This window comes from Roseobacter insulae (genome assembly GCF_019375555.1).
Classification (GTDB): domain Bacteria; phylum Pseudomonadota; class Alphaproteobacteria; order Rhodobacterales; family Rhodobacteraceae; genus Roseobacter; species Roseobacter insulae.
Map to the genome: position 1 here is coordinate 405,986 of NZ_JAHXDN010000004.1, position 24,471 is coordinate 430,456.

General features: G+C 60.1%; 23 protein-coding genes and 1 other RNA gene. 9 read left to right on the forward strand and 15 right to left on the reverse strand.

Going from position 1 to position 24,471, the window contains the following annotated elements:
* Positions 1–63: 63 nt before the first annotated feature.
* Positions 64–1,419, forward strand: a complete 1,356-nt coding sequence (hemN, locus tag KX928_RS16250; protein WP_219504734.1) for an oxygen-independent coproporphyrinogen III oxidase — start codon at positions 64–66, stop codon at positions 1,417–1,419.
* Positions 1,420–1,428: 9 nt separating this feature from the next.
* On the opposite strand, the gene KX928_RS16255 is transcribed toward hemN, so the two are convergent.
* The 5 genes from KX928_RS16255 to KX928_RS16275 form a co-directional block, all read right to left on the reverse strand.
* The gene (locus KX928_RS16255) at positions 1,429–3,009 is read right to left on the reverse strand and encodes an ABC transporter ATP-binding protein (protein WP_219504736.1); all 1,581 of its coding nucleotides are present in this window, start codon (positions 3,007–3,009) and stop codon (positions 1,429–1,431) included.
* Positions 3,006–4,112, reverse strand: coding sequence for an ABC transporter permease (locus KX928_RS16260; protein ID WP_219504738.1), 1,107 nt, complete (start codon positions 4,110–4,112; stop codon positions 3,006–3,008). The genes KX928_RS16255 and KX928_RS16260 overlap by 4 nt, the downstream gene beginning before the upstream one ends.
* Complete coding sequence (locus KX928_RS16265; protein WP_219504740.1) at positions 4,112–5,200, reverse strand: microcin C ABC transporter permease YejB; 1,089 nt, start codon at positions 5,198–5,200, stop codon at positions 4,112–4,114. Before KX928_RS16265 ends, KX928_RS16260 begins: the two co-directional genes overlap by 1 nt.
* Before the next feature lie 9 nt (positions 5,201–5,209).
* Entirely contained in the window at positions 5,210–7,141 is a 1,932-nt protein-coding gene (locus tag KX928_RS16270) for an extracellular solute-binding protein (protein WP_373274804.1), read from the reverse strand.
* Positions 7,142–7,327: 186 nt separating this feature from the next.
* The gene (locus KX928_RS16275) at positions 7,328–7,831 is read right to left on the reverse strand and encodes a c-type cytochrome (RefSeq protein ID WP_219504742.1); all 504 of its coding nucleotides are present in this window, start codon (positions 7,829–7,831) and stop codon (positions 7,328–7,330) included.
* Positions 7,832–7,949: 118 nt separating this feature from the next.
* On the opposite strand from KX928_RS16275, the gene KX928_RS16280 reads away from it, so the two are divergent.
* On the forward strand, positions 7,950–8,795 hold the full coding sequence (locus KX928_RS16280; RefSeq protein WP_219504744.1) for a prephenate dehydratase: 846 nt from the start codon (positions 7,950–7,952) through the stop codon (positions 8,793–8,795).
* 15 nt (positions 8,796–8,810) lie between these two features.
* On the opposite strand, the gene KX928_RS16285 is transcribed toward KX928_RS16280, so the two are convergent.
* The 3 genes from KX928_RS16285 to nudC form a co-directional block, all read right to left on the reverse strand.
* Positions 8,811–9,680 (reverse strand): hypothetical protein, encoded by an 870-nt coding sequence (locus tag KX928_RS16285; protein ID WP_219504745.1) that lies wholly within the window; start codon positions 9,678–9,680, stop codon positions 8,811–8,813.
* A 76-nt stretch (positions 9,681–9,756) separates the two neighbouring features.
* Positions 9,757–10,230 carry an SRPBCC family protein gene (locus tag KX928_RS16290; protein WP_219504747.1) on the reverse strand — a complete coding sequence of 158 codons (474 nt, stop codon included), beginning with the start codon at positions 10,228–10,230 and terminating at the stop codon, positions 9,757–9,759.
* A 37-nt stretch (positions 10,231–10,267) separates the two neighbouring features.
* The gene (gene nudC, locus KX928_RS16295; RefSeq protein WP_219504749.1) at positions 10,268–11,236 is read right to left on the reverse strand and encodes an NAD(+) diphosphatase; all 969 of its coding nucleotides are present in this window, start codon (positions 11,234–11,236) and stop codon (positions 10,268–10,270) included.
* A 220-nt stretch (positions 11,237–11,456) separates the two neighbouring features.
* On the opposite strand from nudC, the gene KX928_RS16300 reads away from it, so the two are divergent.
* On the forward strand, positions 11,457–13,271 hold the full coding sequence (locus KX928_RS16300; protein ID WP_257883850.1) for a 5'-nucleotidase C-terminal domain-containing protein: 1,815 nt from the start codon (positions 11,457–11,459) through the stop codon (positions 13,269–13,271).
* A gap of 43 nt (positions 13,272–13,314) precedes the next feature.
* Positions 13,315–13,413: signal recognition particle sRNA small type (gene ffs, locus KX928_RS16305), an RNA gene on the forward strand.
* 30 nt (positions 13,414–13,443) lie between these two features.
* Here ffs and ypfJ read toward each other — a convergent pair.
* Complete coding sequence (gene ypfJ, locus KX928_RS16310; protein ID WP_219504752.1) at positions 13,444–14,280, reverse strand: KPN_02809 family neutral zinc metallopeptidase; 837 nt, start codon at positions 14,278–14,280, stop codon at positions 13,444–13,446.
* An 80-nt stretch (positions 14,281–14,360) separates the two neighbouring features.
* On the opposite strand from ypfJ, the gene KX928_RS16315 reads away from it, so the two are divergent.
* The 4 genes from KX928_RS16315 (at position 14,361) to recR (ending at position 17,702) form a co-directional block, all read left to right on the forward strand.
* Complete coding sequence (locus KX928_RS16315; protein ID WP_257883851.1) at positions 14,361–14,705, forward strand: YidH family protein; 345 nt, start codon at positions 14,361–14,363, stop codon at positions 14,703–14,705.
* Positions 14,706–14,773: 68 nt separating this feature from the next.
* The gene (locus KX928_RS16320; RefSeq protein WP_219504756.1) at positions 14,774–16,537 is read left to right on the forward strand and encodes a DNA polymerase III subunit gamma/tau; all 1,764 of its coding nucleotides are present in this window, start codon (positions 14,774–14,776) and stop codon (positions 16,535–16,537) included.
* Between the two features lie 144 nt (positions 16,538–16,681).
* Positions 16,682–17,026, forward strand: coding sequence for a YbaB/EbfC family nucleoid-associated protein (locus tag KX928_RS16325; protein WP_219504758.1), 345 nt, complete (start codon positions 16,682–16,684; stop codon positions 17,024–17,026).
* Positions 17,027–17,108: 82 nt separating this feature from the next.
* Positions 17,109–17,702 carry a recombination mediator RecR gene (gene recR / locus KX928_RS16330; RefSeq protein WP_219504760.1) on the forward strand — a complete coding sequence of 198 codons (594 nt, stop codon included), beginning with the start codon at positions 17,109–17,111 and terminating at the stop codon, positions 17,700–17,702.
* Between the two features lie 6 nt (positions 17,703–17,708).
* Here the strand turns inward: recR and KX928_RS16335 are convergent, their stop codons facing one another.
* The 4 genes from KX928_RS16335 to KX928_RS16350 all read right to left on the reverse strand — a co-directional run bounded on the left by KX928_RS16335 (position 17,709) and on the right by KX928_RS16350 (position 21,643).
* Positions 17,709–18,050, reverse strand: coding sequence for a RidA family protein (locus KX928_RS16335; protein WP_219504762.1), 342 nt, complete (start codon positions 18,048–18,050; stop codon positions 17,709–17,711).
* A gap of 161 nt (positions 18,051–18,211) precedes the next feature.
* The gene (locus KX928_RS16340) at positions 18,212–19,390 is read right to left on the reverse strand and encodes a type III PLP-dependent enzyme (protein ID WP_219504764.1); all 1,179 of its coding nucleotides are present in this window, start codon (positions 19,388–19,390) and stop codon (positions 18,212–18,214) included.
* A 250-nt stretch (positions 19,391–19,640) separates the two neighbouring features.
* Positions 19,641–20,744, reverse strand: coding sequence for an endonuclease/exonuclease/phosphatase family protein (locus KX928_RS16345; protein ID WP_219504766.1), 1,104 nt, complete (start codon positions 20,742–20,744; stop codon positions 19,641–19,643).
* A 125-nt stretch (positions 20,745–20,869) separates the two neighbouring features.
* Positions 20,870–21,643 (reverse strand): DUF1013 domain-containing protein, encoded by a 774-nt coding sequence (locus KX928_RS16350; protein ID WP_219504768.1) that lies wholly within the window; start codon positions 21,641–21,643, stop codon positions 20,870–20,872.
* Between the two features lie 138 nt (positions 21,644–21,781).
* Here KX928_RS16350 and KX928_RS16355 point away from each other — a divergent pair, with 138 nt between their 5' ends.
* Entirely contained in the window at positions 21,782–22,411 is a 630-nt protein-coding gene (locus KX928_RS16355; protein ID WP_219504770.1) for a ribonuclease T2 family protein, read from the forward strand.
* A 6-nt stretch (positions 22,412–22,417) separates the two neighbouring features.
* Here KX928_RS16355 and KX928_RS16360 read toward each other — a convergent pair whose 3' ends face one another.
* A complete protein-coding gene (locus tag KX928_RS16360) occupies positions 22,418–23,392 on the reverse strand; it encodes a quinone oxidoreductase family protein (protein WP_219504772.1) in 975 nt (324 codons plus the stop codon).
* Between the two features lie 67 nt (positions 23,393–23,459).
* On the reverse strand, positions 23,460–24,443 hold the full coding sequence (locus tag KX928_RS16365) for an NAD(P)H-quinone oxidoreductase (protein WP_219504774.1): 984 nt from the start codon (positions 24,441–24,443) through the stop codon (positions 23,460–23,462).
* Positions 24,444–24,471 lie beyond the last annotated feature (28 nt).

The following is a 24,471-nucleotide window of genomic DNA, read 5'->3' on the forward strand; positions in this document are numbered from 1 at the left end:
ATGCGGTCCTCTTTTTTGATCTGTGTCAAAGCGGTCTGTCTGCCCGCTCTTTATGCCAACACTATGCCTATAACATCCAGATTAGCAAAGCTGGGGCTATTTGACGCGATGGTCCCGCGATATACAAGCTACCCGACCGCCCCTCAGTTCAGTGCTGACGTCGGTTCCGGACAGATGCAGGAATGGATCGGCGCCGTTCCACCGGGCAGCCAGGTATCGCTTTATCTGCATATCCCGTTTTGCAGACGCCTGTGCTGGTTTTGCGCTTGTCGCACACAAGGCACTAAAACCCTCTCACCGGTCCGCGGTTATCTGGACAGGCTTAAAACCGAAGTCGCGATGCTCGGCCGCGCCCTGCCATCCGATGTCACACTGAGCCGGATACACTGGGGCGGCGGGACACCCACGCTTCTGTCTCCTGAAATGATGGCGGAGCTGGCGGAGGCTGTGCGCGTTGTCGCGCCCCTGGCAGACGGTGCCGAGTTTTCGGTTGAGATCGATCCCAATGAGATTGACGCGGCCCGCCTCGACGCGCTCGCCGCGGCAGGGATGACCCGCGCCTCAATTGGCGTGCAGGATTTCGACCCCGAGGTGCAAACCACGATCGGCCGGATTCAGAGTTTCGAAGTCACCCGGGACGCCGTTGAAATGCTGAGACAGGTCGGGGTTACCTCCCTGAACGCGGATATCCTGTTTGGCCTGCCCCATCAGGACGAGACGCGTATTTCAGATTCCGTCCAGAAGCTGCTGACGCTGAACCCTGACCGTGTGGCGCTTTACGGCTATGCGCATGTGCCCTGGATGGCGCGCCGGCAATCCCTGATACCCAGCGATGCGCTGCCCGCGCCGGAAAAGCGTTTGCGGCTGTTCGAAACCGCCCGCCAGCTGTTTGAGTGGGATGGATACCGGCAAATCGGAATCGACCACTTTGCAACGCCCGAAGACCGTCTGGCCATCGCCGCCGAGACCGGCAGGTTACGGCGCAATTTCCAGGGCTATACGGATGACCCTGCGGAGGTGCTGATTGGTTTGGGAGCCTCCGCGATCTCGCGGTTTCCGCAGGGGTACACCCAGAACGCGCCCGCGACCTCCGCCTATGCGAAGGCTATCGGAGAGGGCAGGTTTGCCACGGCCCGCGGGCATGTATTTGCCGGTCAGGACATTCTGCGGGCCCGGATCATCGAAGCCATCATGTGCGATTTCGAAGTGCGCGCGACCGATCTTGCCGATCGGTTCCCGGGCTGCGAACATCAGGTGGCGCAGATGATGGAAACCGCGGCCGACCGTTTTGGCGACATTGTCCAGCTTACAGATGCGGGTCTGCGCATCCGTCCCGAAGGCCATACCCTCGCCCGGATCATCGCGCGCCATTTCGACGCCTACGATATGTCAGGCGCCGGGCATGCGTCGGCAATCTAACCCGTGGGGTCAGGTTGCGGCCTGCAGCAGCGTGCGTGTGTAGTCGTGTGATGGGGCGTCAAAGATCGTGTCAACGTCGCCCAGTTCAACAACGTCTCCGCGTTTCATGACGATCACCTGGTGCGACATCGCCCGCACCACGTTCAGATCGTGACTGATGAAGATATAGGCCAGCCCGTATTTTTCCTGAAGATTTCGCAACAGGTCCACGATCTGAACCTGCACCGTCATGTCCAGCGCCGAGGTCGGTTCATCCAGCACCAGCAGCCTTGGTCGCAACACCATGGCGCGCGCGATGGCGATCCGCTGGCGTTGGCCGCCGGAGAATTCGTGCGGATAACGGTCCATTGTCGCCGGATCAAGGCCGACCTCGACCATCACCTCCCGCACCAGATCGCGCGGATCCCGGTCTGCATCAACCTTGTGAATGCCCAAACCCTCGGAGATGATCTGGGCACAGGTCATGCGCGGGCTGAGGCTGCCAAACGGATCCTGAAACACGATCTGCATGTCTTTGCGCAAACCGCGCAGCTGTCGCGTTGACCATTTGCGGACGTCCTGCCCCATGAACACGATCTGACCTTCCGAAGAGATCAGCCGCATCAGCGCCAGCGCCAGGGTCGTTTTGCCGGAACCGCTTTCCCCCACGATGCCGATCGTTTCACCGGCCCGCACCGAGAAGCTGGCATCGTTCACAGCCTTCACATGCCCCACCGTGCGACGCAGCAAACCGGCCTGGATCGGGAACCAGATCTTGAGGTTATCCGCTTGTGCGATCACCTCGGCCTTATCCGGTACCGGTGCCGGCGCGCCAGACGGTTCCGCACTCAAGAGCTTGACGGTATAGGGGTGTTTCGGGGCGTCGAAGATTTGCCGCGTCGGCCCGGTTTCGACAATTATCCCATGCTGCATCACGCAGACCCGATCCGCGATGCGGCGGACGATCCCAAGATCGTGCGTGATGAACAACAAACCCATGCCCATACGGTCCTTGAGTTCTTTCAGCAGGTCGAGAATTTGCGCCTGAATGGTCACGTCGAGCGCGGTTGTCGGCTCGTCCGCGATCAGCACGTCGGGTTTGTTGGCCAGCGCCATGGCGATCATGACGCGCTGCCGCTGCCCCCCCGACAACTGATGCGGATAGCTGGAAATGCGGCTTTCCGCGTCCTGAATGCCTACGTGTTCCAGCAGTTCCAGAATACGCGCCCGGGCTTCTGCACCGGCAAGGCCCTGGTGCAGGGCGAGACTTTCACCCAGTTGCTTTTCAATGGTGTGAAGCGGATTGAGCGAGGTCATCGGCTCCTGGAAAATGAAGCTGATGTCATTGCCGCGCACCTTGCGCAGCAGCGCCTCGCTGGCACCGATCATTTGCTGTCCGTCGTAGGTCACGGATCCGGACACCTCCGCGCTGTCGCCCAGCAACGACACAGTGGACAAGGCCGAGACAGATTTGCCGGAGCCGGATTCGCCCACCAGTGCCACCGTCTCGCCGCGTTCGACCGCAAAACTGACCCCCTTGACAGCTTCCGTTACCGCACCGTCTTGGCGGAAACTGACACGCAGGTCCTTGACGTCCAAAAGTGCAGTCATGTGAAAGTCTTCCGCGGGTCGAAGGCGTCGCGGATACCTTCGAAGATGAAGACAAGCAGCGACAGCATGATGGCAAAGGTGAAAAAAGCGGTGAAGGCGAGCCAAGGCGCTTGCAGATTCTGCTTGGCCTGCAGGGTCAGCTCCCCGAGCGAGGGGGCGGATGAGGGAAGACCAAACCCAAGGAAGTCCAGAATCGCCAGCGTGGAAATCGTACCGGTGATGATAAACGGCAACATCGTCAGCATGGCCACCATCGCGTTCGGCAACATATGGCGGAACATGATCGTGACGTTGCTGACCCCGAGCGCGCGTGCGGCGCGTACATATTCCAGGTTTCGGGCCCGCAGGAACTCCGCACGGACCACACCGACAAGCGACGTCCAGCTAAAGAGTACCAGCAAGAAGACCAGCAGCCAGAAACTGCGCCCCAGAATGGCGAACATGATAATGATTACATAAAGCGACGGCGTTGATGCCCAGATCTCGATCACCCGCTGGAAGATCAGGTCGGTCTTGCCACCGAAAAAGCCCTGCACGGCCCCGGCGATGATGCCGATGAGGCTGGAGGCGCCGGTGACCAGTAACGTGAAGAAAATCGACAGTCGAAACCCATGGATCACGCGTGCCAGCACGTCGCGTTTGGTGCCATCGGTGCCCAGCAGGTTCTCGCCGTTGGGCGGCAGCGGCGCCGCGCCCGGGCGATCCACCGCGGTGTCGAAGGAATAGGGGATCAGCGGCCAGATCGCCCAGCCTTTTTCAATCGACTCCCCTTCGACAATACCGTCTTCTGCATCTTCGATATAACCTTCAGGATCGTCGAAACACAAATCAAGCCCACCCGTGGCGATCAGGCATTTGACCTCCGGGTCGCGATAGACAGCTTCTGTCTGGAAATCGCCGCCGAATTCCGTCTCCGGATAGAAATTCCAGATCGGCGTGTAATAGCTGCCGCGGTATTGCACCAGAATGGGTTTGTCGTAAGCAATGAACTCGGCAATCAGCGACAGGCCGAAGAGCACCGCGAAAATCCACAGCGACCAATAGGCCCGCTTGTTACGCTTGAAGTTTCGCCAGCGCCTCTGGTTGAGCGGGGAGAGTGCCATCAGCCTTCCCTCCGTTCAAAGTCGATGCGCGGGTCAACGAACACATACATCAGGTCCGAGATGATACCGACCACCAGCCCGATCAGGCCGAAGATGAACAGCGTGCCAAAGACGATCGGATAATCCCTTGCGACGGCGGCCTCAAAGCCCAGACGCCCGAGACCGTCGAGGCTGAAAATCGTCTCGATAATCAGGGAGCCGCCGAAGAACACGCCGATGAAAACCGCCGGGAATCCGGCGATCACGATCAGCATCGCATTCCGGAACACGTGGCCGTAAAGCACCCGGCGTTCCGACAGACCCTTGGCACGGGCGGTGATCACATATTGCTTTTTGATTTCGTCGAGAAAGCTGTTTTTGGTCAGCAGGGTCAGCGTCGCGAAGGCCGAGATCGTTGAGGCCAGCACCGGCAGGGCGATGTGCCAGAAATAGTCGGCCACCTTTCCCAATGGGCTCAGTTGATCGAAGTTGTCCGATGTCAGGCCGCGCAGCGGGAAAATCTGCCAGTACGACCCGCCGGCAAACAGCACCAGCAACAGAATCGCAAAGAGAAAGCCGGGGATGGCGTAGGCCGCAATGATGGCCCCCGAGGTCCATGTATCGAAGCTGGTGCCATCCTTCACCGCCTTGCGAATGCCCAGCGGGATCGACACCAGATAGGCGATCAGCGTGGACCAGAGGCCCAGCGTGATCGACACGGGGAGTTTTTCTTTGATCAGTTCAATGACGGAGATCGAGCGGAAATAGCTCTCGCCGAAATCAAACCGCATGTAGTTCCAGATCATGGTCAGGAAGCGTTCCACCGGCGGTTTGTCAAAACCGAATTCCCGTTCCAGCTCCGCGATGAATTCGGGTGGCAGTCCACGTGCGCCCACGTATTGGCTATCGTTGGTGGGCAGTTCCGCATTACCCGCATCATTGCCCGCGCCTGCGAAGCCGCCAAAGACATCACCCTCCCCCTGGGCGCGCGCGATGGCCTGCTCAACCGGGCCGCCGGGCACGAATTGCACCAGTGCAAAGTTGATCAGCATGATCCCCAGAAGCGTCGGGATGATCAGCAATAGCCTTCTGACAATATAGGCGCCCATAGTCGGCTGCTACCTCAGTGCACCGGCAGCGCGCAAGGCGTCCGCCTTGTCCTGATTGTACCACCAGAAATCCAGCTGACCCAACGCGAACGGCGGGATTTCCTCGGGGTGTTCATACTGATCGTAATAGGCCACCCAGAAGCTGTCGTTATACCACGTCGGCACCATAAAGAATTCATACCGCAGCGCGCGGTCCAGCGCCATCAGGGTCACATCCGTGTCTTCCTTGGTCTCCATGCGCTGGGATGCCTCGATGATTTCATCAACCAAGGGGCTGGCCAGACCGGCGGGGTTGAAAACGGAATAGGCGGCGGCTTCAGAGCCGAAGAACTGCTGCAAACCACCCCCGGTGCTGAGGAAGGGGATGTATTGATCGTAGACCAGATCATAATCCCGGTCGCGCTCGCGGTTGGTGTATTGCGCGGCATCCACCGCCTCCAGCACGGTTTCGATGCCCATCGCCTCGACATTGGACAGGAAGTTTTCGACCACGGCGCGTAGGGTCGAAGAGCCTGCGGAGTTGAGCAGGAAGGTAACCTTCAAAGGTGCGCCCGCGGCATTCCTGCGCTTGCCATCGGCACCCACGGACCATCCGGCGTCATCCAGAAGCTTCATCGCGCGGCGCAGGTTGCGGCGATCCAGCAGCCTGTTCGCGCCCGACGTATGCGGCATACGCGCCTCGGAGGTCAGCATGTCCTCTGGCACCAGATCACCCAGAGACTGCAGGAATGCAAGCTCCTCGCCCTCCGGCGCACCAACCGCCATCAGATCCGTATCCTGGTTGAAAGACGCGCGCGGTTTGAAGAGCCCGAACTGCAGGGACTCGTTTGTCCATTCGAAATTGAACCCAAGCGCAATCGCCTCGCGGACGCGCCGGTCCTGCAAAACCTCCCGCCCAAGATTGAAAACGAAACCGGTTGGCGTCGGCGGGGAGCCATCGGGCAATTCCTTCTTGACGATCTGGCCATCGTTCACCTTGGGAAAGTCATAAGCCGTGGCCCATTGCCGCGAATTGCCCTCGGTGCGGAAGGTATACTCACCGGCTTTGAACGCCTCGAAGGCCGCGTTCTCGTCGCCAAAATATTCCACGCGAATCGTGTCAAAGTTGTTCCGGCCCACATTGAAGGGCAGATCATTACCCCAGTAATCGGGATTCCTCTTGTAGATGATCCGGCGATTCACATCGATTGTATCGACCATATACGGACCCGAGCCGGGCGAGATATCGAGACGGCTTTCGTCAAGCCGCGCACCGGTTTTCTCGTACCATGCCTTGGACCAGATCGACATGCCGCCGACCACCTCGACGAGGCTGCGGCGTGAAATGCCGGGGGTGAAGGAATACTTGATCGTGTGGTCGTCAATGACCTCGATGTCGGTGATGCGTTTGCTGACTGCATCCGCATAGGATTTCAGCCCCTGCTCCAGAATGAGTTGCTGGCTGAACGCGACATCATGGGCGGTAAGGGGGGTGCCATCGGAAAAGCGCGCCTCGGGCCGCATATAGAAAATAACCCAGTTCTTCCCTTCATCGTATTCCAGCCGCTCGGCCACAAGGCCGTAATATTCGGCGAAGACATCTGCGGGCGCGGTCGTGCCGCCTGTTCCCTCCCCCAGCAGGCTTTCGTACATGATGGTGCTAAGCGCACCGCCACGGCCCTTGCGCGTATAGGGGTTCATCGAGTCGAAAGTGCCGAGGGCGGAAAAGGAGATTTCACCCCCCTTGGGCGCGTCCGGATTCACATAATTGAAATGCGTGTAGTCTTCCGGATAGGAGAGATTGCCGTAGAACGAGTATCCATGGCTCACAATCGTCTTTTCTTCTGCCCGTGCTGTGTCGGACCAGATCATTGCCAGCAAAAGCATCAGAAGACACAAACTCAGCTTGAGCGCATGGATGACGGGGTTTCGCATCGTCGTGGTCGCCTGTCGGGCTGTCATCTGGCATATCCTCCGGTCCTGCGCCGTATGCTCGGGCGTCTTGGTCGTTAACCATGTAAGCTAACGGGACGCAGCGCCAAGTTACAAGTTGCGAAAATGTGATCCGAGGTGCAATTTGCGCCTGCAGATACAAAAAAGCCGCTCGCATCCCAGCAAGCGGCTTTTTTGGTTAATGTCGGGTTAAGATCAGTTGGTGAGGCTGTCGAGATAGGCGATCACGTTGGCGCGGTCCTCGACCTTCTTCAGACCGGAGAAGCTCATCGACGTGCCCGCGGCATATGACGACGGCTTTTCGAGGAACCCGCTCAGGTTTTCAGGTGTCCAGTCGCCTTCCATCGACGCCAGCGTATCCGAGTAGTTGAACCCGGAGACGGACCCCTTGTCGCGGCCGACAATGCCGTAGAGATGCGGCCCGGTGCCGTTCTCGCCGTCAACCAGCTTGTGGCAGGCCGAACACTTGCGGAACACATTGGCCCCTTTTTCCACATCGGCGGAGGCCAGAACGGTTGCGAAATCGACTTCTTCCACCTCGGCGACTTCTTCGCCGCCTTCCACTTCGATCACGTAGGCCGCTTCACCATGGCTTTCCATGTGGTACAGCTCTTCAGCTGCCCACTTACCCAGAAGGAACACCAGCAGGGCGCCGCAGATACCGCCGGCCGCTTTCGTAAAGGTCATTGTGTCGAACATGCTTGTCAGTCCATTGCTATGGGTTTGGGGCTATCTATTGCTTCACCTTGGCTGTGGCAAGGTGTACTTACCGCGACCAATCGACCCCTACTAGTAGAAAAAACCCAAGGACCGCTTAATGACAACCTTATCCTCTGCCAGTATCGCGTTTCAGGGCGAACTTGGCGCCTACAGCCATGAAGCCTGTCGCGTGGCGCGCCCGGATATGACGCCGGTCCCCTGCGCGACCTTCGAGGACGCGATCGAGGCGGTGCGGTCCAGTCGTGCGGAACTGGCGATGCTGCCGGTGGAGAATTCGACCTACGGGCGGGTCGCGGACATTCATTCGCTGCTGCCGAAATCGGGCCTGCACATCATCGAGGAAGCATTTGTGCGGGTGCACATCAACCTGCTGGCGCTGCCGGGCACCCAGCTGAAGGAAGTCAAATCCGCAATGAGCCATACGGTTCTGCTGGGGCAGTGCAAGGATTTTCTGGCACAGCACGGCATCTCGCGGGTTACCGGCGCAGATACGGCCGGTTCGGCCAAGGACGTCGCTGCGGGCGGGGATCCGACGATGGCGGCGTTGGCCAGTGAACTGGCGGGCGAGATTTACGGGTTGGATCTGCTGGCAAGACACATCGAGGATGAGGGCAATAACACGACCCGGTTCCTGCTGATGTCACCTGATGCCGACCGGTCGCGGCGCGGCGACCATGGCATGATCACCAGCTTCGTCTTCGAAGTCCGCAATATCCCCGCAGCCCTGTACAAGGCCATGGGCGGATTCGCCACGAACGGGATCAACATGACGAAACTGGAAAGCTACATGGTCGGAGGATCGTTTACCGCAACGCAATTTTATGCGGATATCGAAGGCCATCCGGAAGACCCGGGCGTCAGGCGCGCATTGGAGGAGCTTGATTACTTTACCAACATGGTCGAAATTCTGGGCGTGTATCCGGCTGATCCGGGCCGCCACTGATCCGGCCCCCGGTCTTCAGCTCAACGCGTGGACCTCGCGTCGCAACTTGCCCAGCAGTGTCAGGTCTCTCGTGCCGTTCAGCACCGCACGGGCCGAAGCGCTGACCTGTGCCCCGAGATTGTCAAACCACATCAGCAAGGCTTCTCCAACCGCGAGCTTTTCGTTGATTTCCCTGATGTCCACACGGGTGCCCTGCGTGCCGAGGTCAGTAAGCGAGATCACGCAGGAACCCCGGTTGAACATTCTGTTGCGGTCGCTTGTTTCGGTGTGGAACCGGTATGCATAGCGCTTGTTCGGAATCCGTTCCGTCACATCGATTTGCAGTTCCAGAACCGCGCTGCCTCCCAATCCGAGCTTTTGGATGTACCGTCCCGGGATCTCCGGGACCGGGTGGTATGCTCTTAACGTTTTCGAATAATATGCTCCGGGATCATGCTCGTTCGGCACCAGTTGCGCCCATGTTTCGGCAGGAGTGAGCTTGGTGTCGAAGCGCGAATGCAAACGCACTGACAAGCCCAGCCCGGATTTCTGCCACCAGGTGCCGTAAACAACCTGATGCATGATTGCAAACATGATAAAAAATGCGCAGGAGGCCAGCCATTCCGGCAGGTGGTCGGCGTTATGCGCCAAACCGCTGTGTTGAAACACGGCCGAGGCAAAGAAAACCAAGCCACCAAGCTCCATGACGATGCGGAAACTGGGAAAAGCGGCAACACCGACAAACCCGAGCACCGCGATGATCATCATGAAAACAAGCGTGGTCACCAGGTTGATCAGCAAGGAGGCGTCGTTTGGCGGGCCGGAGAACATCAGGAAAGCGGCCAGACCGTAGAATAGTGCGCCGATCATGACACGGCGATAATGCAATTGGAGCAAGGTTTTCATGCACACCTGAAAGCATCCGAAAATGGTGACCGCACGACGTTAGTCGGGCGAATTCATGTCCGCCGGCAATGACGCCTCAGGTCTGCGCGCTCGCCTGATACCGTTCTTCCATTTCTTTGACGTATTCACCGATCCGCGCTTTGTATTGCTTGGTGAGAACGGATTTAGTGAGCTTGAGCGATTGCAGCATCAAACGGGCGGGCAGCGTTTGCGGGCGTAATTCGACACTGATCATTATGCGGGTACGGCTGCGCGACAAGGCCATCAGTTCAAACCGCGTCTCGCCTTTTACTCCTTGCGACAACACGTCCAGAACCATTTCGTTCGGAGGTTCGTAAGATGCCATTGTCAGATCAACCTCGCGGGCCCGGCCGCGCATGTTGAATCGCGTCGCCCAGGTCATCCCCACACCCGGGGCTTTCAGGACATCTGTGCGCTGGACTTCCGCACCGCGGCGCATCGCCGCGCGTTCATAGTACTCAAAGGACGACAACATATCGAATACCGAGGAGATCGGCGCTTCAATGTCCTCATTCGTCGAGAATTTCATTCAGCAGCTCACGTTAACCTTTATGAACACTGTCGGGTCAATCCAGCCGGTCCGCAAGCCAATTCTCCAGCAAAAAATGTGCAATTGCCCCTTTGCGCGCAGGCAACATGGTCGGGTGATCTCCCGAGAAAGCCAGCATCATCTCTTCACGGCTGATCCACAATGCATCTTCGATCTCGACCGGGTCGATGATGATTTCTTCACTCAGGGCTTGCCCCGAACACCCGAACATCAGGGAGGCCGGAAAGGGCCATGGCTGGCTGGCAAGATAGCCGACCGCGCCGACCTGCACACCCGCCTCTTCGAGAACCTCGCGCCGAACCGCGGCCTCAAGGGTCTCGCCGGGCTCGACAAATCCGGCGAGCAGCGAATACATCCCCTCCGGCCATCCCGGAGACCGCCCCATCAGAACCCTGTTACCGTGGGTAATCAGCATGATGACAACAGGATCGGTGCGTGGGAAATGCGATGCGCCGCAATCGGGACACCGGCGCTGCCATCCTGCCTGGCTGATCTGTGACTTAGCGCCGCACTTGGAGCAGAACTTATGTGTTTCATGCCAGCCGAATACTGCCTTGCCGGTTGCTGCAAGTTCGGCATCCCGGGGTGACAGCCACGTCATTACCCGTCGCAATTCCGCAAAGACCATCGTAGCCGGCAGGGCCGGATGGCTTTGTTCGGAAGGATCCAGAAAACCGCCCAGCATCTCGGTATCCAGATCGGGTGGCTCCCACGCAGACAGATCCACGGCAAATCGCGCGGCACCGTCTTCGCGACCCAGAAAAATCTGCTCCGGCGTGACTTCCGCAAGGATGGCGTGATCCATGGGCAGACGCACCAGTTCCGCCGTGTCGCCCGATGTGATCAAGGGCTTGCCACGCCAAAATACGATTGCCCGGGTATCAGCCGATGTCCGGGCCGCCTCGATCGAGGCGCTGTCATCTCGCAGTTCACCTGCCCGGTCGAGACCAGACCCCCCGAAGGTGACTGTTTCCGCGTGCCTCATACCCTGCCTCTTTTGCACTATTTTTGACGACTGGCACGCGCACCGGCTGCTTGCAAGATCAAAGGATGGGTTCTGACATCACAGGTCTTGCCAACTTCTGCGCGATCTGGTCGATACTGTTTCTTGTGTAAGTTGATAAACCTTCGATTTTTTTCGGGAGATTTCAAAGATTCCCCCAGATCCCACATCTGACGTAACACGCCGGGACATCCGTGTTCGATTGCTGGCGACAAGCGATCTGCACATGCAGCTGATCGCCTATGATTACGTGCAGGATCATCCCACGAAAAACGGCAGCCTTGCCAAATTGGCGACGTTGATCCGTACCGCGCGGCAGGAGGCGGAAGACACCGGCGCGACCTGTGTCTTGCTGGACAACGGCGACACCCTTCAGGGCACGCCGGTCAGTGATTTTCTGGCGCAGCACAAGGATGTGGATGCACATCCGATGGTCGAGGCCATGAACAGCCTGGGCTTTGACGCGATCGGTCTGGGCAACCACGATCTCGACTACGGCGTCGCGCAACTGACGAGATGGCTGAACCAGTTCGCTGTCCCGGTGCTGTCGAGCAACCTGCGTTGCGCAGCGCTGAACGGGCTGGTCTCGCACACCGTCTTGCACCGCGCTGGCGTGACAGACGACGGACAGACCAGATCGTTGCGCATCGGCGTCGTTTCCGCGATGCCGCAACAGACCGCGGCCTGGAACCGGCACCAGCTGGATGGCGAGGCTGACGTCTCCGCCCCTGCGCCCGCGTTGGAAACCGCAATTTCACAGGCATGCTCGGCCGGGGCGGATGTCGTGGTGGCGTTGGCCCATATGGGCATCGCGACGATTGACGAAGGCGAAGACGCGCAAAATCAGGTCATCGACATCGCGCATATGGCGGGCGTTCACGCCGTCGTTGGTGGTCACACACACCTGCGGTTCCCGGGGCCGGATCACCGGGGTGTTGCCGGTATCGATTGCCGTGCCGGGTTGATTGGCGGGGTGCCCGTTGTCATGCCGGGCAGCAGCGGTTCCGATCTTGGTGTCATTGACCTGCGGCTGAGCCCTTCCGACCAAGGGAGTGCCTGGAACGTGACCGCGTGCACATCCGAACTGCGCAGCGCATGTGGTGAGATACCCGAAGACCCCGGCATCGTCAGCATCGGTGCCGCGGCGCATGAGAAAACACGCGCATATCTTGCGCAGCCCGTTGCCCGGCTGGCGGCCCCGATGCACAGCTTTTTCGCGCTGGCCCAGCCAAGCCATGTGCCGTCGCTGATGGCCGCCGCGAAACGCCATGCCATAGCAAGAGCCATTGCGGGCACCGATCTGAGTTCTTTGCCCCTGCTCGCCGCTGCGGCCACACCGGCAACCGGCGGCTTTGACGGGCCTGATAACTTTGTCTTCCTGCCGGAGGGAGAGTTGAAACGGCGGCATGTTGCAGGGTTGCTTCCCTACGCCAATCAGGTTTGGGCCGTGCGGGCAAATGGGGCGCGCATCGCCGGGTGGCTGGAGCGCTCGGCTTTATTGTACAACGTCCTTCACCCCGGAAACGACGCGCAAATGCTGGTCGATCCGCAAGTGCCGGGGTTCAGGTATGACGCGCTCTACGGGTTGAGCTATGCCATCGACCCGACCCGTGCACCCCGCTTTGACGCTGCGGGGCGCGCCGTCTCGGATGAACATGGCCGTGTGTCTGATATCAGATGGCAGGGCAAGCTGATTGAGCCGGACCAGGAGTTCCTGGTTGCGGTGACAGATCACCGCGCGGGTGGCGGCGGTGTTTTCCGCCCCTTCAGCGATGACGAGATCGTGGTCAGAGAAGCTGCGCCGCTTGACGAGGCGCTGATGGATTATCTTGAAAAACCCGATTGCCAGGCGGTCCGCTCTGCTGCGCCCTGGCGTTTTGTGCCGCACCTGGGTGTACGCGCCATTTTGCACACGGCACCTGAAGCCCTTGAGCATCTGTCGGATATTGCCAGCCTGAACCCAAAACCATGCGGCGTCACGGCAGAAGGGTTTTTGCGCCTCCGCCTGCAGCTTTGAGCACAGGGTTGCGTCCGTGCCCCGCCTTGCCTATATGACGCATTGAGAGGTTGGCGCGGGCGAGCGCCTCGCCAACCCGGTCAGGTCCGGAAGGAAGCAGCCGTAACGAGCCCCGCTTGGGTCGTTGTCCAGCCTCTCACCTTTCCATTCAGGCAACGAAGCGACAGACCGGTCAAAGCTGGCGTGCGCCAAAGGTGTCGCAGGCATTGACCTGCCCACTGTCATACCCGCGCTCGAACCAGCGCGCGCGCTGTGCTGATGTACCATGGGTGAATGTATGCGGTTGAGGCACCCGTCCGGCCTGCCGTTGCAGATGGTCGTCCCCGATCCTGCGCGCGGCATTGAGGGCTTCGTCCAGATCGCCGCGCTCCATCAGACCCTGCACCGATCTTGCCCAAACCCCGGAAAGACAATCCGCCTGCAATTCAAGACGAACGGTCAGCGCATTCGCATCCGCCTGGCTTGACTGTCGCCGCAATGCGTCAACCTCTGGCAGAATTCCCAGTTGGTTCTGCACATGATGCGCCACTTCATGTGCGATGACATATGCCGCCGCGAAATCACCACCCGCCCCCAACTGACGCTCAAGCTGCACGAAAAACCGGGTGTCCAGATAGGCGCTCTGATCCGCCGGGCAGTAAAACGGGCCGGTGGCACCGGAGGCACCGCCACAGGCACTCTGGGTGACGCCTGAAAAAATGATCAGTTGCGGTGGCCGGTAGCTGCGATCCAGCTGCGTGGCAAACACGCGGGACCATACCTCTTCGGTCGTGGTCAGCACCCTTGCGGAAAACTGGACCGCGGCCTCTTCCTCGGCGGTTGCCGGTCGGGAGTGTTCGGTCGGTGCGCCGGTGCCCTGCAACAGTGGCGACACATCGATGCCTGTAAAATACCCGATCGCAAGCACCGCAAGTACGCCAAACAACCCCAGACCGCCGACACGCCCCCGGCGCCCACCGCCGCGTCGGACGGTCACGTTTCGGCTCGACCTAATTCCTCTGAGACGCATGAAAACCCTCCCGAAACCCAAACGCATCTTGCAACCAAACGCCGCAGCCCCACAATAGGTTCATGGCAAGCAGCAACGAAATGGCCGAGGATCGTACCGATTGGGCCGAAGACCGCACCGTTCTGGCGAATGAACGCACCTTTGCAGGCTGGATGCGTACCGGCATGGCTTGCGTGGCGCTGGCCATCGGTCTGAAAGCCGTGTTCGCCCCGTTCGAGCCCACGTGGATTCCCAAATCGGTTGCCTCCCTCTTTATCCTGTCTGCCGTGTTCATTTTCTGGGCTGCGCGCAGACAAGCCTGCGCCACGCTCGCGCGGCTCAACCAGAATACCGCACAGGCACAACCCGTTCGTTACATCACCGCCCTCACCATTGGCCTCAGCATCGCGTCGCTGACGACCGGCGCTATTCTTTGGTGGCTCTAGTTTACGTCCCCCGCCACTGCGCCTACCCTAGGGGCTGAGTTGCGAATCTCTATCCAACAAGGCGCTTCATGACCGAGACTGCGAAATCCGAATACCAGGTGCTGGCGCGCAAATACCGACCGGAAACATTTGCCGATCTGGTGGGGCAGGACGCCATGGTCCGCACCCTCAAGAATGCCTTTGACGCCGACAGGATCGCGCAGGCCTTCGTGATGACCGGTATCCGCGGGACCGGCAAGACCACGACCGCGCGGATCATCGCCAAAGGCATGAATTGCATCGGCACAGACGGCACCGGCGGACCCACCACCGAGCCCTGCGGCACCTGCGAACACTGCACGGCAATCATGGAAGGTCGCCACGTCGATGTGATGGAAATGGACGCGGCCTCGAACACCGGCGTCGCCAATATTCGCGAAATCATCGATTCGGTGCATTACCGTGCCGCCTCCGCCCGGTACAAGGTCTACATCATCGACGAGGTGCACATGCTGTCGACCGGCGCTTTCAACGCACTGCTCAAGACGCTCGAAGAACCACCGGCGCATGTGAAATTCATTTTCGCGACAACGGAAATCCGCAAGGTACCGGTGACGGTCCTGTCGCGCTGCCAGCGTTTTGACCTGCGTCGGATCGAACCAGAGGTGATGATAGCTCTGATGCGCCGGATCGCGGCAGCGGAAGGTGCTGAAATCGAGGAGGACGCGCTGGCGCTGATTGCAAGAGCCGCCGAAGGCTCCGCGCGGGATGCAACGTCGCTGCTGGACCAGGCGATCAGCCATGGGGCCGGTGAAACCACCGCCCTGCAGGTGCGCGCGATGCTGGGTTTGGCCGATCGCGGTCGGGTGCTCGATCTGTTCGACATGGTCCTCAAGGGTGATGCCGCTGGTGCACTGACGGAATTGTCGGCGCAATATGCCGAAGGCGCGGACCCCATGGCCGTCTTGCGCGATCTGGCGGAGATCACGCATTGGGTGTCGGTCGTCAAGATTACGCCGGAAGCGGCAGAAGACCCGACGGTATCGCCGGATGAACGCAGCCGGGGTCTTGCCATGGCAGACGCGCTGCCCATGCGCGTTCTCACCCGTTTATGGCAAATGCTGCTGAAGGCGCTGGACGAAGTCGCAAATGCACCGAATGCCATGATGGCGGCGGAAATGGCCATTATCCGGCTGACCCATGTCGCCGATTTGCCGAGCCCCGAGGAGTTGCTGCGCAAGCTGCAGGGGGCCACACCGCCCCCGGCACCTGCGCCAAGTGACGGCCGGGGCCCTGCGCAGGGCGCAGGTACGCGTGCCGCGGGCGGGGGGGCCTCGGCTATCGCCTCGGCCCGCACAAGCTCCGGCACAGGCGCAGGGCCGGCAACGGCGCAGGCTGTGGATCTTGACGCGGCATTGGCCCGGTTTCCCACCTTTGACCATGTCGTGCAACTGATCCGCGCCAATCGGGACGGCAAGCTGCTGGCTGATGTGGAAACGGACCTGAGGCTCGCGTCCTACCAGCCCGGGCGCATCGAGTTTGAACCGACCGACCGCGCACCCCGCGATCTGGCGCAACGTCTGGGCCAGCGCCTGCAGATGTGGACCGGCAACCGCTGGGCTGTGACCGTTGTGAATGACGGCGGCGGCAAAACCATCGACGAGGCGCGCAATGCCAAGAAATACGCCCTTGAGGCTGAGGCGAAGAAACACCCTTTGATGCAGGCCGTTTTCGCGCAGTTCCCGGGAGCAAAGATCAAGGATATCCGCACACCGGACCAGATCGCAGCGGAAGCGGTTCAGGAAGCGCTTCCGGAGGTCGAGGACGAGTGGGACCCCTTCGAGGACAGCTGAGCCTGCAGGGCGCCACCGGTTGGGCGTGCAGCGGGATGCTCGCAAAATCAGACTTGGTCGGGACCATCTTCGCCTGCCTCCCCTTGCCCCGGTGCGCTGCAACCCGCATATATCGTGCAACGAACCCTCATGAAGGACGACACAATGTTCAAAGGACTAGGTGGTCTCGGCGATATGGCCGGGATGATGAAGAAAGCGCAGGAAATGCAGGGCAAGATGGCCCAGTTGCAGGACGAAATGCACAGTATCATGGTCGAAGGCTCTTCTGGTGCCGGCCTTGTCAAGGCGACATGTTCGGCCAAGGGTGAGCTCAAGACGCTGGATATCGACCCCTCCATTTTCAATGGCGACGACAAGGAAGTTGTCGAAGACCTGATCCTGGCCGCCATCAAGGATGCGCAGTCCAAGGCCAGCGACCGCGCCCAGGAGGAAATGGCGAAACTGACCGAAGGGCTTGGCCTGCCCGCGGACATGAAACTGCCGTTCTGAGGCCCGTGGCGCGCAGAAATCCAGGCTGCTGTCATCGACAGTTGTTGCGCAAGCGATGGCCGGCCGTGGCAGAGCATCCAGAATGAGCAGCACCAAGGACATCGACGCGCTGATCGAGCTGATGGCGAAGCTGCCGGGCCTCGGTCCACGCTCCGCACGGCGCGCCGTGCTGCATTTGATCCGCAAGCGCAGCCTGTTGCTGACGCCGCTGGCTGACGTGATGCAAACGGTCGCAGCCACTGCGCGGGAGTGTCTGAACTGCGGGAATGTCGGGACGCTGGACATTTGTGACATCTGCACATCGGAAAAACGTGCCAACGGCGAACTCTGCGTGGTTGAAGATGTGGCCGATCTCTGGGCTATGGAACGCTCGGGCGTTTTCAAGGGGCGCTATCATGTGCTGGGCGGCACCCTGTCGGCCCTCGACGCGGTTGGCCCCGAAGAGCTGCGCATCCCCCGGCTGCTAGACAGGATTCCATCTGAAAATGTCACGGAGGTCATTCTGGCCCTGAACGCCACCATAGATGGCCAAACCACCGCGCACTACATCGCCGACCAGTTGGAAGGCGAGGTGCGCCTGACGTCACTGGCGCAGGGCGTACCGATTGGCGGAGAACTGGACTACCTCGACGACGGGACAATCACCGCTGCGATGCGCGCGCGCAAGACGCTCTAGCGGAGCTTACTCGTAAGCCGCATCCACGATGATCTCGACTTTCAACTCGGGGCGCGCCAGTTTTGCTTCGCCGCACGCCCGCGCCGGTGCATGACCCTCCGGGACCCAGACGTTCCAAACTTCGTTGAGCCCGGCAAAATCGCTCATGTCGGCAAGCCAGATCGTTGCGCGCAGCATCTGCTTGCGCGACGATCCCGCCTGAACGAGCAGGCCATCCAGCCGACGCAGACATTCTTCGGTTTGCGCCTGAATTGTCTCACCTTCGCCCACCTGTCCGGTGATATAGGCCACCCCGTTATGTTTGACGATTTTCGAAGATCTGACCCCGGTATCGATACGTTCGATCATGTTGCGCCCCTTTGTTCAGCAATAGCGTGTTGCGCCTTGCATGACGCCATTGTGATCGCACTGCAAGGAGGCAATCGACCGCCGGTGACGGGATCGGAAACTGAAAAGCCGCCCACCCCTCCCAGGTGGACGGCTTGCTCCCGCAGCGACGTGCGCCGTTCCTACAGAACGACGACATCCAGCGGCGGAAATCCATTAAACCCGACAGATGCGTAACTGGACGTGTAGGCCCCGCAGTTGCGGATGACGATCCGGTCACCGTCCCGCAGGGCCAGTGGCAATTGCACCGGGCGTTTTTCATACAGGATGTCAGCGCTGTCGCACGACGGGCCGGCCAGAACGCACGGGCCGGTGTCGCCGCCATCGTGGCGGGTGACGAACTGGTAGCGGATCGCCTCCCCTTCCGTCTCTGCCAGACCGGAAAACCGGCCGATATCCAGATACACCCATCGATGCAGATCATCCTGTGACTTCTTCGACACAAGCATGACTTCTGCAACGATATGTCCGGCTTCGGCAACCATGCCGCGACCGGGCTCAGCCATCACGTTTGCCACGTCACCGAAACGGGCTTTGACCGCTGACATGACAGCAGCGGCATAGGCGCGGGGTGCCTGAACCGTTTGCCCGTAGAACGCCGGGAAGCCGCCGCCGATGTTCAGTAGCTGCAGGTCATGACCGGCAGCGCGTGCCGCGTGCCAGAGCGGGGCGACCTGATCCAGCACCGGTGTCCAGAATGCAGCATCGCGCGTTTGCGATCCGACGTGAAACGACAGGCCATAGGGCGTCAGGCCCAAAGCCGCCGCCTGATCAAGAAGGTCCGGCAGTTGCGACGGCGCACAGCCAAATTTGCGGCTCAGGGGCCAGTCGGCCAGGGAGTTTTCAACGATGAGGCGCAGATAGACACGCGCGCCCGGAGCATGTGCGGCGATCTTGTTCAGTTCAGCTTCACTATCGGCCGCGAAGAGCGTCACACCGGCACTATGCGCAAAAGCGATATCCGAGGCGCGTTTGATGGTGTTTCCGAAGGAAATGTTCTGCGGGCGCGCTCCCTGGCTCAGACACAGCTCAATTTCCTGGCGCGACGCGGCGTCGAAACCGGACCCTTTCTTGACCAGCATACGGATCAGTTCAGGTGCCGGGTTGGCCTTGACCGCATAGTGGATATGCGCGGGGCCCAAACCGGCCTTCAGCGCGTCATACTGCGTGGCAACCCGGTCCCTGCTGATCACCAGCGTCGGTTTGTCAAACGTATTCGCCGCGATGAACGCAGCCGCGGCATCCACAATAACAGGAGAGGCGGCGCGCAATGCGCCGGGGGCTGTAGCATTCATGGTCATCTCCAAAGAGCAGGTGGGGGAGATCCCCCAAGAGTCGTTTCAAGAGACGTTACCGTCGCTACATAAACGCGGGTCAGTCAGGCCCGAACTTGGGAAACCGACCGGCCAGAGGCGCGTGCGTTGGCGTCTGATGGCAGCCATTTACGCTCATTGTGGATTCGCGCAAGATAAAAAATGCAACGATGGTAAAAGTGTCTTCCCAAGGGCCTCGATGTGCTTTCAGAGATACAGCGCGGCAGGGCCGCGGCGCTCAGTCTTTCTCCCAATCCTCACCAATCGGCATCCGGTCACGGTTCTGCTCCGACCGGATCATGTCCCTGGCATCGGCTTTCTCTTCCACCGTCGCGGGGTCAAGTTGCTCCGCACCGCGCGGTTTCGGCGCCAAAGCCAGCCGGAAGAAAATCGGAAAATGGTCCGATCCGATGTGCGGAACACGCTCCAAGGTAATCAGGCGAAAGCGCGCGTCGTGAAACAAGTGATCCAGCGGCCAGCGGAAAGCGGCGAAATCTGCGTGGAATGTGTTGTAGAGGCCCCGCCCCACCCGGGGGTCGAGAAGCTGGGAAAGCCGCTGAAACTTCCGCGTCGTCGTGGACCACGCGACATCGTTCAGATCCCCTGCGACAATCACCGGCAAGTTCGCGCTTTGCGCTTCCAGTCCCACGAGGGCGATTTCGCTGTCGCGCCCCTTGGTATCGTGGTCGATGACCGGAGGCTCCGGGTGCAGCAGGTTCAGCTGAATGGCGTCTCCCGATTGCAGCGCAATCTCCGTCCGGATCGACGGGACGTTGCGCGTGACAAGCGTTCGGACTTCGCTGTTTGCAAGGCTCAGTCGCGAGATAAGGCAGAGACCGTAGCCGTTGTCCTGTGGCACCGTGACCCAATGTGCATAACGCGCCTTCAAGGCTTTTTGCAGGGCCGCGACCCAGGCATCGTCGACTTCGATCGCCATGATGACATCGGGATCATAGGCCGTGATTTGCGTCAGCAACCGGTCATAGGCCCGGTTGGACATTTTGACATTTGCCGACATCAGGGCGATCTGCCGGTCGGTGTCCCGTCTCAGGTCTGCCTCGGCCCCGTGCGATTGCTTCGGCCAGACCGGCGTGAACTTGACGATATAGCCTGCCTGCACCCCGGCAACAACGAGCAGAACAAGCGTTACCCAGCCAGAGGTGACCAGCGGCAGCACGACACTCAGCAGCGCGAGCAGCACGGCAAGGCAAGCAATTTGCAGACGTGGAAAAGCGAGACCACGAACGGCGCCAAGAGGCGATTTTGTCAGCGGCAGCACCGTTGCAAGGACAAGCGCCGCAGCCAGCACCCAAAAAAGGCCATTCGCAAGACTGTCGAGCATTCGTTGTCACATCCTTCCTGGGGTCAACAGACACGAGCAGCGTTGGTTCCGACCCGGAGTTCTGAAAAACAAAACCCCCGATGGCGGTGCGCCCCGGGGGTTTTCCTTTTGGTGTCATCCGCGCCTCACTTGCGCGGATCGCTGTCCTCCGCCTCGTCGTCCGAGGCCTCCTCAGGCAAGTTGAAGAAGCTATCGGCGTCAGAGAAGTCGCCTGCTTCTTCTTCCTTGGTCTCTTCCTCTGCATCACCCGACAGCGTGAATGTTTCCAACCCTTCGATGGCCGTTGGGATCTTGGGTTCCGCGTCCATTCCGAGACTTTGCTCGGTGCTGACCAGCTTGCGGCGTTCGTCGTCGCTCATCACCGGCGCGTCGGCCGCTTTCTTGGCTGCTGCTTTTTGCACCGCGGCATCCAACTCGGACTGCTTGCACAGCCCCAAAGCGACCGGATCGATGGGTTGGATATTCGAGATATTCCAATGCGTCCGCTCGCGGATCGCCTGAATGGTGGGTTTGGTGGTCCCGACCAGCTTGCTGATCTGGCCGTCGCTCAGCTCAGGATGGAACTTGACCAGCCACAGGATCGACGCCGGGCGGTCCTGACGCTTGGACAAGGGTGTATAACGTGGGCCACGGCGCTTTTCTTCACCTTGGGCCGCTGCATTGAATTTCAATTGCAGCTTATGCTGCGGGTTTTCCTGCGCGGCATCGATTTCGTCCTGGGTCAGCTGGTTATTGGCAATCGGATCAAATCCTTTGACACCCTGCGCCACGTCGCCATCTGCAATGCCCTGAACTTCCAGTTCATGCATGCCGACGAAATCGGCGATCTGTTTGAAACTGATTGTCGTGTTGTCTACCAGCCAGACCGCGGTGGCTTTCGCCATGATCGGTTTTGCCATTTTTATACTCCTGTCTACATCTCGGAACCCACAACTCTCCCGTCGCCTGAAAGGGCTGTCCCGGAGGGTCGGAACGGTTTCCATTGTGGGGGAACTTGTGGCTTATATAAGCAGACAAACCGAATAAGGAAAGACCCAATGCGCTGGCTGCTCGCCTGGATGTTTTTCGCGATACCTGTCGCGGCGCAGGAAGATGTTGCCGGCAATTTCGATTATTATGTCCTCTCTCTCAGTTGGTCACCCAACTGGTGCGCCATCGAAGGCGATGCGCGACAGTCGCCGCAATGCGATGCTGGCAGGAACCACGGGTGGATACTGCATGGGCTTTGGCCACAATATGATCGTGGCTACCCGTCATACTGCAACTCGTCGCACCGAAACCCTTCCCGCCGCATGACATCTGAGATGTCCGACATCATGGGCACCTCGGGTCTCGCGTGGCACCAGTGGAAAAAACACGGGCGTTGCACCGGGCTGGATGCGCCGGACTACTACGCCCTGTCCCGCGAGGCATACGGGCGCATCACCCGTCCGCAGGTTTTTCGCAAGCTGGAGGAAACAGTCCGCCTGCCCGCTGCAGTGGTCGAGGAAGCATTTTTGCAGGAAAATCCGGCATTGTCGGCGGATATGATCACCATCACCTGCAAGAACGGGCATGTTCAGGAGGCACGCATCTGCCTTGACCGCGGCCTCGCACCGCGCCGCTGCGCCCCGGATGTATTGCACGACTGCACCGCGACCGACGCCCTCTTCGCCCCCCTGCGGTAGCTGCAATCACAGGGTCAGTATCGTACTTCCAGTCGTTTTCCGGGCTTCCAGCGCTTCATGCGCCGCACGGACGTCGCTCAGGGCAAAACGCTGATCAATTCGGATTTTCACCTCGCCAGCCACTACTTTTTCAAACAGGTGCCGCGCCATCTCCTGACAGGTTTCGCGATCGCCCGTATGTGCAAAAAGCGTCGGGCGGGTGATTTTCAATGACCCTTTCTGTGCCAGAACCGCAAGGTTGAAAGGTGGCACAGGGCCCGAGGCATTGCCGAACGAGATCATCATGCCCAACGGTTTCAGGCTGTCCAGCGATCCTTCGAACGTATCAGCGCCAACTGAATCCATCACCACGTCAACGCCGGCGCGGTTTGTCAGCTCCTGCACCCGCGCTGGCCAATCCTCTGTCCGGTAGTTGATGCAATGCGCAGCACCGTGCTCAAGGGCCAGAGCACACTTCTCATCCGTTCCGGCCGTCCCGATCAGCGTGATGCCTTCGGACCGCGCCCATTGGCAGGCGATCAATCCAACGCCACCCGCCGCTGCATGAAAGAGCACTGTGTCGCCACGCGCCACCGGATGAGTACGGTGAAACAGATACTCGACAGTCATGCCCTTCAGCATCATGGCAGCGGCTTCGTCGAGAGAGATACCCTCCGGTAAGGGGCACACCTGGGCCGCCGGCATCACCCGCGCTTCGGCATAGGCCCCCGCGGGGGTTGCGGCATATGCGGCGCGATCTCCGACCTTCAGGTGCGTCACACCATCACCCACCGCTTCGATGATCCCCGCAGCCTCCATTCCCAGCGCGTGAGGCAAGTCCAGCGGGTACAGTCCCGAGCGCTGGTAAACGTCGATGAAATTCAGGCCACACGCCGCATGAGCAATGCGCACCTCGCCCGGCCCGGGTGAACCGACCTCCCGGTCAACCAGTGTCATGACCTCGGGCCCACCGGTGCGCTCTATGATAACGGTCTGTGCCATCTTGCCCTCCTTCGCCTGTAGCTGGCCAGGGTCCGACGCTTCCCACCGCGCATCGGGCTGCCGCAGCTCAGCTGACTTTCAAAACAATTTTACCAATATGGCCGGAGCTTTCCATCCGTGCATGCGCCTCACCTGCCTTTTCCAGGTCGAACTGCTGGTCCATGATCGGCGCCACCTGCCGTGAGGCCAGCAACGGCCAGACCGCTTCGCGCAGATCCTGTGCAATCCGGGCTTTCGCCAAGTCGCTTTGCGGTCGCAGGGTGCTGCCTGTCATGGTCAGACGCCGCGTCATCAGCGGTGTGAAATTGACTTCAACCTTGGGCCCGCTGAGAAAGGCGATCTGCACGAGGCGTCCATCGTCCGCCAATGTCTTAAGGTTGCGCGGAATGTAGTCGCCGCCAACCATGTCAAGGATCAGATCGGCCCCACCCTCGGCCCTCACGACCTCGACAAAATCCTGCTCGCGGTAGTTGATAGCGATCTCCGCACCCAGTTCGTTGCAAGCGTCGCATTTGTCTGCTGACCCGGCCGTGGTGAACACGCGCGCACCGAAGGCGCGCGCCAGCTGGATGGCAGTTGTCCCGATGCCGGATGATCCGCCATGGACCAAAAACCGCTCTCCGGCCTGCAAACCACCCCGGGTGAAGACATTTGACCAGACCGTGAAATAAGTCTCCGGCAGGCAGGCGGCTTCTTTCAGCCCCATGTCTTCGGGAACCGGCAGGCAATGCGCGGCAGGCGTCGCGACATAGTCGGCGTACCCTCCTCCAGGCAACAAAGCGCAGACCTGATCCCCCACCTGGAGGGACGTCACGCCATCCCCCAGGGCCACGACCTCTCCAGAGGCCTCCAAGCCCGGCAGATCGCTGGCAGTGGGCGGCGGCGCATAGAGACCTGCCCGTTGCAGGGCGTCGGGCCTGTTCACGCCCGCCCAGGCGACCTTGATCACAACCTGCCCATGCGCTGGTTCGGGCACTGGCCGCTCCGTCAGTTTCAGAACATCCGGCCCGCCGGGTTCGGTTATTTCGACAGCGCGCATCATCTTGGTCATGATCTTGGTCCTTTCTGCTGGCCCCTGC

What these genes read in the sequence shown, in the direction of transcription:
- hemN (WP_219504734.1), top strand. Translation starts at nt 64, where the DNA reads ATGCCTATAACATCCAGATTAGCAAAGCTGGGGCTATTTGACGCGATG.
- KX928_RS16255 (WP_219504736.1), bottom strand. Translation starts at nt 3,009, where the DNA reads ATGACTGCACTTTTGGACGTCAAGGACCTGCGTGTCAGTTTCCGCCAA.
- KX928_RS16260 (WP_219504738.1), bottom strand. Translation starts at nt 4,112, where the DNA reads ATGGCACTCTCCCCGCTCAACCAGAGGCGCTGGCGAAACTTCAAGCGT.
- KX928_RS16265 (WP_219504740.1), bottom strand. Translation starts at nt 5,200, where the DNA reads ATGGGCGCCTATATTGTCAGAAGGCTATTGCTGATCATCCCGACGCTT.
- KX928_RS16270 (WP_373274804.1), bottom strand. Translation starts at nt 7,141, where the DNA reads ATGACAGCCCGACAGGCGACCACGACGATGCGAAACCCCGTCATCCAT.
- KX928_RS16275 (WP_219504742.1), bottom strand. Translation starts at nt 7,831, where the DNA reads ATGTTCGACACAATGACCTTTACGAAAGCGGCCGGCGGTATCTGCGGC.
- KX928_RS16280 (WP_219504744.1), top strand. Translation starts at nt 7,950, where the DNA reads ATGACAACCTTATCCTCTGCCAGTATCGCGTTTCAGGGCGAACTTGGC.
- KX928_RS16285 (WP_219504745.1), bottom strand. Translation starts at nt 9,680, where the DNA reads ATGAAAACCTTGCTCCAATTGCATTATCGCCGTGTCATGATCGGCGCA.
- KX928_RS16290 (WP_219504747.1), bottom strand. Translation starts at nt 10,230, where the DNA reads ATGAAATTCTCGACGAATGAGGACATTGAAGCGCCGATCTCCTCGGTA.
- nudC (WP_219504749.1), bottom strand. Translation starts at nt 11,236, where the DNA reads ATGAGGCACGCGGAAACAGTCACCTTCGGGGGGTCTGGTCTCGACCGG.
- ypfJ (WP_219504752.1), bottom strand. Translation starts at nt 14,280, where the DNA reads ATGCGTCTCAGAGGAATTAGGTCGAGCCGAAACGTGACCGTCCGACGC.
- KX928_RS16315 (WP_257883851.1), top strand. Translation starts at nt 14,361, where the DNA reads ATGGCCGAGGATCGTACCGATTGGGCCGAAGACCGCACCGTTCTGGCG.
- KX928_RS16320 (WP_219504756.1), top strand. Translation starts at nt 14,774, where the DNA reads ATGACCGAGACTGCGAAATCCGAATACCAGGTGCTGGCGCGCAAATAC.
- KX928_RS16325 (WP_219504758.1), top strand. Translation starts at nt 16,682, where the DNA reads ATGTTCAAAGGACTAGGTGGTCTCGGCGATATGGCCGGGATGATGAAG.
- recR (WP_219504760.1), top strand. Translation starts at nt 17,109, where the DNA reads ATGAGCAGCACCAAGGACATCGACGCGCTGATCGAGCTGATGGCGAAG.
- KX928_RS16335 (WP_219504762.1), bottom strand. Translation starts at nt 18,050, where the DNA reads ATGATCGAACGTATCGATACCGGGGTCAGATCTTCGAAAATCGTCAAA.
- KX928_RS16340 (WP_219504764.1), bottom strand. Translation starts at nt 19,390, where the DNA reads ATGACCATGAATGCTACAGCCCCCGGCGCATTGCGCGCCGCCTCTCCT.
- KX928_RS16345 (WP_219504766.1), bottom strand. Translation starts at nt 20,744, where the DNA reads ATGCTCGACAGTCTTGCGAATGGCCTTTTTTGGGTGCTGGCTGCGGCG.
- KX928_RS16350 (WP_219504768.1), bottom strand. Translation starts at nt 21,643, where the DNA reads ATGGCAAAACCGATCATGGCGAAAGCCACCGCGGTCTGGCTGGTAGAC.
- KX928_RS16355 (WP_219504770.1), top strand. Translation starts at nt 21,782, where the DNA reads ATGCGCTGGCTGCTCGCCTGGATGTTTTTCGCGATACCTGTCGCGGCG.
- KX928_RS16360 (WP_219504772.1), bottom strand. Translation starts at nt 23,392, where the DNA reads ATGGCACAGACCGTTATCATAGAGCGCACCGGTGGGCCCGAGGTCATG.
- KX928_RS16365 (WP_219504774.1), bottom strand. Translation starts at nt 24,443, where the DNA reads ATGACCAAGATGATGCGCGCTGTCGAAATAACCGAACCCGGCGGGCCG.